Origin of the sequence: Mesorhizobium sp. M2A.F.Ca.ET.039.01.1.1, from assembly GCF_003998035.1 — a bacterium.
Classification (GTDB): Bacteria; Pseudomonadota; Alphaproteobacteria; order Rhizobiales; family Rhizobiaceae; genus Mesorhizobium.
Genome location: NZ_RZRY01000274.1, coordinates 1 through 7,872 on the forward strand (window position 1 = coordinate 1; position 7,872 = coordinate 7,872).

Annotated in this window: 6 protein-coding genes; 1 reads left to right on the forward strand and 5 read right to left on the reverse strand. The window is 65.5% G+C overall.

Annotated elements, in window-relative coordinates; all coding sequences use genetic code 11:
- Nucleotides 1–219 precede the first annotated feature (219 nt).
- The 5 genes from EOA24_RS20300 to tesB form a co-directional block, all read right to left on the reverse strand.
- A complete protein-coding gene (locus EOA24_RS20300) occupies nt 220–2,895 on the reverse strand; it encodes a DNA translocase FtsK (RefSeq protein ID WP_126080488.1) in 2,676 nt (891 codons plus the stop codon).
- Between the two features lie 205 nt (nt 2,896–3,100).
- Nucleotides 3,101–3,391 carry a hypothetical protein gene (locus EOA24_RS20305; RefSeq protein WP_127258477.1) on the reverse strand — a complete coding sequence of 97 codons (291 nt, stop codon included), beginning with the start codon at nt 3,389–3,391 and terminating at the stop codon, nt 3,101–3,103.
- Nucleotides 3,392–3,434: 43 nt separating this feature from the next.
- Nucleotides 3,435–4,766: an ammonium transporter gene (locus tag EOA24_RS20310; RefSeq protein ID WP_189343360.1), complete on the reverse strand. Its 1,332-nt coding sequence runs from the start codon at nt 4,764–4,766 to the stop codon at nt 3,435–3,437.
- A 49-nt stretch (nt 4,767–4,815) separates the two neighbouring features.
- Nucleotides 4,816–5,154: a P-II family nitrogen regulator gene (locus tag EOA24_RS20315; RefSeq protein WP_027169082.1), complete on the reverse strand. Its 339-nt coding sequence runs from the start codon at nt 5,152–5,154 to the stop codon at nt 4,816–4,818.
- Between the two features lie 249 nt (nt 5,155–5,403).
- On the reverse strand, nt 5,404–6,267 hold the full coding sequence (gene tesB, locus EOA24_RS20320; RefSeq protein ID WP_126080485.1) for an acyl-CoA thioesterase II: 864 nt from the start codon (nt 6,265–6,267) through the stop codon (nt 5,404–5,406).
- 104 nt (nt 6,268–6,371) lie between these two features.
- Between tesB and EOA24_RS20325 the strand changes: the two genes are divergently transcribed.
- Nucleotides 6,372–7,649 carry a ubiquinone biosynthesis hydroxylase gene (locus EOA24_RS20325; RefSeq protein ID WP_126083648.1) on the forward strand — a complete coding sequence of 426 codons (1,278 nt, stop codon included), beginning with the start codon at nt 6,372–6,374 and terminating at the stop codon, nt 7,647–7,649.
- The last annotated feature ends 223 nt before the right edge of the window (nt 7,650–7,872 follow it).

Consider the following 7,872-nt stretch of genomic DNA (forward strand, 5'->3'; position numbering starts at 1 on the left):
GGGTGATGGCGAATTCGGTCTGGGTGTTCATGCCGGTCACTTCCTGTGATTCGTGTCGTGGCAGTATGTGGACTCCCACTAGGGCCTAAGTTTGGCGGGTGCGCGACAACTTCGCACAAACGCGCCAGACGATTTCCGGTTGCCTGCTGACCTACGTCTGGTCGGGCCAAGGTTGCCAAGATTCAGGTCAGGCCGGCCTCACCTGAATATCGGCAAACCCTAGAACTTGTCGTCCTCGGTCGGCACCAAAATCTCGCGTTTGCCGGCATGGTTGGCCGGGCCGACAATGCCTTCCTTCTCCATCTTCTCGATGATCGAGGCGGCGCGGTTGTAGCCGATGCCGAGCCGCCGCTGGATGTAGCTGGTCGAGGCCTTGCCGTCGCGCAGCACCACCGCCACCGCCTGGTCGTAGGGATCGTCGGAATCCTCGAAATTGCCGGCGCCACCGCCGCCGGAACCACCCTTGCCGGACGGGCCATCCTCGTCCTCTTCCTCATCGTCCTCCGTGATGGCGTCGAGATATTCCGGCACGCCCTGCAGCTTCAGATGCGCGACGATCCGCTCGACCTCGTCGTCCGAGACGAACGGACCGTGGACGCGCTGGATGCGCCCGCCGCCGGCCATGTAGAGCATGTCGCCCATGCCGAGCAGCTGCTCGGCGCCCTGCTCGCCAAGGATGGTGCGGCTGTCGATCTTCGACGTCACCTGGAAGGAGATGCGGGTCGGGAAATTCGCCTTGATCGTGCCGGTGATGACGTCGACCGAAGGACGTTGCGTTGCCATGATGACATGGATGCCGGCGGCGCGCGCCATCTGCGCCAGCCGCTGCACCGCGCCTTCGATATCCTTGCCGGCCACCATCATCAGGTCGGCCATCTCGTCGATGATGACCACGATATAGGGCATCGGCTCGAGATCGAGGTTCTCGGTCTCGTAGATCGCCTCGCCGGTCTGGCGGTCGAAGCCGGTCTGCACCGTGCGCGAGATTTTTTCGCCCTTGTTCTCCGCTTGCTGAACGCGTGCGTTGAAGCCGTCGATGTTGCGCACGCCGACCTTGGACATCTTGCGGTAGCGGTCCTCCATCTCCCGCACGGTCCATTTCAGCGCCACGACCGCCTTCTTCGGATCGGTGACGACCGGCGTGAGCAGATGCGGGATGCCGTCATAGACGGAGAGCTCGAGCATCTTCGGGTCGATCATGATCAGCCGGCATTCCTGCGGCGTCATCCGGTAGAGCAGCGACAGGATCATCGTGTTGATGGCGACCGACTTGCCGGAGCCGGTGGTGCCGGCGACCAGCACATGCGGCATCTTGGCGATGTCGACGATGACCGCCTCGCCATTGATGGTCTTGCCGAGCGCCAGCGCCAGCTTCGCCTTGGTCGTCTCGAAGTCGCGACTGGCCATGATCTCCCTCAGATAGACCGTCTCGCGCTTGGCGTTGGGCAGCTCGATGCCGATGGCATTGCGGCCAGGCACCACGGCGACGCGGCAGGCGATCGCGCTCATCGAGCGGGCGATGTCGTCGGACAGGCCGATGACGCGCGAGGACTTGATGCCGGGCGCCGGCTCCAGCTCGTAGAGCGTGACGACCGGACCGGGGCGGACATGGATGATCTCGCCCTTGACGCCGAAATCCTCCAGCACGCCTTCGAGAAGCCGCGCGTTCTGCTCCAGCGCGTCCTTCGACAGGCTTGGATCCTTGGCGACGTTCTTCGGCTCGGAGAGGAAATGCAGCGACGGCATCTCGAACGTGTCGGAGCCGATCAGCGAGGTCTGCGCCTCGCGCTGCACACGGGCGCCCGGCACCGGCCGCGCCGCCGGCGCCGCGACACGGGTCGCGGCATCGGAGCGGAAATTCTGCACCTTGGCGTGCGCGCCGCGCCGCTGGGCAGGCGCCTCGTCGTCGAAGTCGTCGAGGTCGACGTCCTCGTCCTGCTCGTTTTCGAAAATATCCTGGTCCGCCGGATCGACTGAAGCGCTGCGGTCGTTGACCATGGCGGCGAAGAATTCCGGCTCGACACGGGCGCGGCCGCCCGGGCTCACCCGGCTTTCGGCGAACTCGGCCGATTCGACGCGCTCGGCGGCGCGCCGCCATGCGCTGGACTTGGGCTGCATCGGCGGCTCGAACTCGTCGCGCTCCCGCCTGCGGCGCTCGGCGCGGCGATGCAAGAAGGCGCGGAACGACAGCCACCAATGGGTGACGGCGCCGAGCGCCAGGATGCCCTCGTCGCCCTCGTCCTCATCCTCGTCGAACAGCATCTCGTCCTGCTCGCGCGGATCGGGCGCAGCAGCGCGCTCCATGACGGCGAAGCCGTTCTTGCGCGCGATCAGCGCCGAGCCATAGGCAAACAGCCATAACATCGGCGCGGCGAGGACGACCGCGATGATCGTCGCGAAAAGCCCTTTCGGGTAACCGCCGACGGCGATGCCCGGGATCTTCAGCACCATGTCGCCGAAGACGCCACCAAGCCCGGTCGGCAGCGGCCAGGTGTTGGGCGGCGTCACGCAGCCGGCGATGGCCGCGGCCAGAAGCGCGAAGCCGAACCAGGCGAAGCCGCGCTTCGGCAATTTGTCGACGCCGCGCGCGGTGAAAAGCAGAAAGCCCCAGACAACCGCGGGCACCAGACCGGCCACGGCGGCAAGACCGAAGAACTGCATGGCAAGGTCGGAGAACACCGCACCCGCATAACCCATGGCGTTGGTGACGACGTTGCTGGTGGCGTGCGAGAAGCTCGGGTCGGCAACGTTCCACGTGGCCAAAGCCGCGATGCCGAAGGCGGTGAACAGGAACAGCCCGGCGCCGGCCAGCCGCCCGACCTGACGCCGCGCGAATGCCTGGATGCCGTGCCCCGTATCGGTCAGCGCGAGCGGTGCTGAGGCGCCTGAACGCATGCTCTTCCCCGTGATCGTTGCCTGGCCGGGCGCATGGCGCATTCCGGCAGATTCGAACGCCAGACTATCGGGGGGAAGGTTAAGGCCGCATTAACCATGGACCTTTACCGGAGATGGCGCGGAACGACGGTGGCGAGCCGCGAAGCCCGCCACCTTTGCTTGAAACGCCGAAACGATCAGGCCTTTTCGGACCCGACCTCGGGCATCACTTGTTGGCGCCGCCATACGCCATCAGATTGGCGCAGAATTCGGCGTGAGGCTTGCTCATCGCCGCGTCCTGGCACTCCTTTATCATCTTGTCTTGCTTGTCCTTGGGCGTCGCCGCCCAGGCCGTCTTGCAGTCGGCTTCGGGCTCTGGACAAAAAAGGAGGCCCGGAAGGGTGTTCCGGGCCTCAAGGCGTGAGCCCTTTCGAGACATCACGACGGGATCTTGGGAGGAATTCCGGGCCGGCGGGAGGAGGATCCGCCGGCCCTCGGGGCAATTCCAGGAAGGCATGAAACCCTCCGGAATTGCGCCCATGCAAAGGGCAAAGGCAGCCTTACGGCACCACTTCGCCGTGCTGGGTGACGTCGAGACCCTCGACCTCTTCCTGGGTCGACGGACGCAGGCCGACCAGCGCCTTGACGATGTAGAGGATCACGAAGGTGGCGATCGCCGTCCACAGGATGGTGAAGACAATGCCGTAGAGTTGCTTGCCTACAGAGGCGTCCTTGCCGAGCGCGTTGATCGTCGGATCGGCGAGCGCGCCGGTGAGCAGCGCGCCGACGATGCCGCCAACGCCGTGCACGCCGAAGGCATCGAGCGAGTCGTCATAGCCGAACGCATGCTTGAGCTTGACCGCCGAGATGTAGCAGATGACGCCGGCGAGGATGCCGACGATGAAGGCGCCGGTCGGGTTGACGAAGCCGGAGGCCGGCGTCACCGCCACTAGGCCAGCGACCGCGCCCGAGATGATGCCGAGCACCGAAGGCTTCTTGGCGACGATCCATTCGGCGAACATCCAGGCGAGCGCCGCAGCGGCGGTGGCAACCTGCGTGTTCATCATCGCGGCGCCGGCAAGGCCATCGGCCGCCAGTTCCGAACCGGCGTTGAAGCCGAACCACCCGACCCACAGCAGCGAGGCGCCGATGACCGAGTAGACCAGGTTATGCGGCGCCATGTTGGTGGTGCCGTAGCCTTCGCGCTTGCCCAGCACCAGCGCGCAGACCAGGCCCGCGACACCAGCGTTGATGTGGACGACCGTGCCGCCGGCGAAGTCGAGCACACCGGCCGAGCCGAGGAAGCCGCCGCCCCACACCCAATGCGCGATCGGCGCGTAGACGAACACCAGCCACAGGCCCATGAAGATCAGCAGCGCCGAGAATTTCATGCGCTCGGCGAAGGCGCCGGCGATCAGCGCCGGCGTGATGATGGCGAAGGTCAACTGGAACATCGAGAAGACGAATTCGGGAATATTCGCCACGCCCGGCAGCCAGAGCGTCGAGACGGTGATGCCGTGGTGGAAGAACCGCGAGAAGCCGCCGACATAGCTGTTCAAGCTGGCGGATTCGTTGGTGGTGAAGGCGAGCGAATAGCCGAACATGAACCACAGCACCGTCACCAGGCAGGTGATGGCGAAGCTCTGCATGATGGTGGCGAGCACGTTCTTCTTGCGCACCATGCCGCCGTAGAACAGCGCCAGGCCCGGAATGGTCATCATCAGCACCAGCGCCGTCGAGGTCAGCATCCAGGCGGTATTGCCGGTGTCGAGAACCGGGGTCGGAGCGGCGGGCGCCGCAGGCGCCGCCGGAGCGGCCTCCTGCGCGAAGGCGGCGGCGGTGCTCAGCGCTACGAGAGCGAGCGAAGCGGCCGCGCGTCCCGTCGTCTTCAAGGTGGAAGGAATATTCATTTAACTCTCCGTTGGAATGGATGGTCGCCGCTCAGAGCGCGTCGGTGTCTGTTTCGCCGGTACGGATGCGCACCGCCTGGTCGATGCCGAAGACGAAGATCTTGCCGTCGCCGATCTGGCCGGTCTTGGCGGCCGAAGTGATGGCTTCGACGGCCTTGTCGACCATGTCGGCGCCGACCGCGACCTCGATCTTGATCTTGGGCAGGAAGCTGACCGCGTACTCCGCGCCGCGATAGATTTCCGTGTGCCCCTTCTGACGCCCGTAGCCTTTAACTTCGGTGACGGTCAGGCCCTGGATGCCGACGGCGGTGAGCGCTTCGCGCACCTCGTCGAGCTTGAACGGCTTGATGATTGCCATCACGATTTTCATAAGGTTTCACCCTTTGCTGTTGCGGTCCCCCGCGTTTGCACACCTACACCGATCCCGAGGAGAGCCGGAGAGTGCCCGACAGGATTCAAGCTCCGTGCCAATTGCCGAAGCATGGCGTTAACCTGTTGTAAACAAAGGGGCAGAGCGGCCTGCGCACATCATTTGTGCGCGGCCGCATCGGGTGTCGTGATCAAAAAATAGGCAAGATTTCAAAAATGCCTGCTTGGCAGGCATCGATCAGAAGCCGGCTCAGCGCTTGAGTCGGATCAGGCCTTCCTGGGCGACCGAAGCGATGAGCGTTCCGTCCCGCGCGAACAGCGAACCGCGGGTGAAGCCGCGCGACCCTTGCGTCGACGGGCTGTCCTGGTTGTAGAGGATCCAGTCGTCGAGCGAGTGGCTGCGGTGGAACCACATGGCATGGTCGAGGCTGGCCGCCTGGATGTCGCGGTCGAAGATGGCGCGGCCATGCGCGAAGGTCGAGGTGTCGAGCAGCGTCATGTCGGAGAGGTAGGCGAGCACGGCCGCCTGTATCGCACGGTTTTCGGGCACCGGGCCGGTGGTGCGGATCCAGATGTTCTGCTGCGGCTCCAGCTTCTCGCGGCTCGTATAGTGCTTCAGCATCACCGGCTTCATCTCGATAGGCCGGTCGCGATCCCAGTAGCGCCTGATGCCTTCCGGCACCGCTTCGCCGAATTTGCCGAGCAGCTCGCGCTGGGACAGCAGCGTGTCGGGCGCCGGCACGTCGCGCGGCATCGGCATCTGGTGCTCAAGGCCAATCTCGTCCTGCTGGAACGAAGCCTCCAGCGAGAAGATCGCCTGGCCATGCTGGATCGCCACGACCCGGCGCGTGGTGAAGGAGCCGCCGTCGCGGATGCGGTCGACGTCGTAGACGATCGGCAGCTTGGTGTCGCCGGGCCGCATGAAATAGCCGTGCAGCGAATGCACATGGCGCTCCGGTTCCACGGTGCGCTGCGCGGCGACCAGCGCCTGGGCGATGGTCTGGCCGCCGAAAACGCGCTGCCAGTCGACCTTTGGGCTGCGACCACGATACAGATTGTGTTCGAGCTGCTCGAGGTCGAGAATGTCGAGAAGCTCGTCCATGGCCGCCGTCATGTCTGAAATCCTTCAAGGGATGCGCCATGGCCGGTTTCGGACAGGATGTACGGCCAGTCAAGGCCGCAAGCGGCGGCGCGACGAAGCCGCGAAAGGATGATGCCATGGTCGACCGCAAGCCGGATGGAGCAAAGGCCGATGCGAACCGCGAAGCGCCGCTCGACGTGCTCATCGCCGGCGCGGCTTATGTCGGCCTCACCGCGGCCGTGTCGCTGAAGCAGGCGCGGCCGGGCCTCGCCATCGCCGTCGTCGACGCCGCGCCTGCGGGCGTCTGGCAACGGGACGGGCGCGCCTCGGCCATCGCCGCCGCCGCCAGCCGCATGCTGGAGCAGCTCGGTGTCTGGGACGAAATCGCGCCGGAAGCGCAGGCAATCACCGAAATGATCATCACCGATTCGCGCGCCGCCGACCCGGTGCGCCCGGTGTTCCTGACCTTCGACGGCGAGGTGGCGCCGGGCGAGCCTTTCGCCCACATGGTCGCCAACCGTGACTTGAACGGCGCGCTGCGCCGCCGCGCCGAAAAGCTCGGCATCGATATCATCGAAGGCGTCGCGGTCAGCGCCTTCGACGTCAACGGCGCCGGCATCACGGTGCATCTGGCCGACGGCGCGGCGATGAAGGCGCGGCTGCTGATTGCCGCCGACGGCGTCAACTCCAGGCTGCGCGACCTGGCCGGCATCAAGACCGTCAAATGGGAATACGGCCAGTCCGGCATCGTCTGCACGGTGGCGCATGAGCGCCCGCACAACGGCCGCGCCGAGGAGCATTTCCTGCCAGCCGGCCCCTTCGCGACACTGCCGCTGAAGCCGGACAAGGACGGAACCAATCGCTCGTCGATCGTCTGGGTGGAGCGCACGCAAGACGCCAAGGCTCTGGTCGAGGGCGACGAGTTCGTCTTCGAGCACGATCTGGAGCAGCGCTTCGGCCTGAAGCTCGGCGAAATAAGGGTCGTCGACAAGCCGCGCGCCTGGCCGCTCGGCCTGACGCTGGCCCGCGCCTTCGTCGCGCCGCGCATCGCGCTCGCCGGCGACGCCGCGCACGGCATCCACCCGATCGCCGGCCAGGGCCTCAATCTCGGCTTCAAGGATGTCGCCGCGCTCGCCGAAGTCATCGTCGAGGCCGACCGGCTCGGCCAGGACATCGGCGCCCTCGACGTGCTCGAGCGCTACCAGCAATGGCGCCGCTTCGACACGCTGCAGATGGGCGTCACCACCGATGTCTTGAACCGTTTGTTTTCCAACGACATTGGCCCGCTGCGCGCCGTCCGCGATCTCGGCCTCGGGCTGGTCGAGCGCATGCCCAGGCTGAAGGATTTCTTCATCCGCCAGGCCTCGGGCCTCTCCGGCGACACGCCGAGGCTGCTCAAGGGCGAGGCGATCTGAACCCTTTCCTGGAGGAATAGCGGCAGCGCCTCTCATTTCGTCATCCACGGGCGGAGTGACGCGAAGCGGAGCGCAGACCCGAGGATCCATTCCGTTCCCTCCGCCAAGGAACGCAGCGACGCAGAATTTGCACCGATGCGGCGCTCCGATGTCACGGAATGGATTCTATGGTCTGCGCGCGTCGCTTCGCTCCTTGCTCCGCCATAGAATGACGACGCGAGAG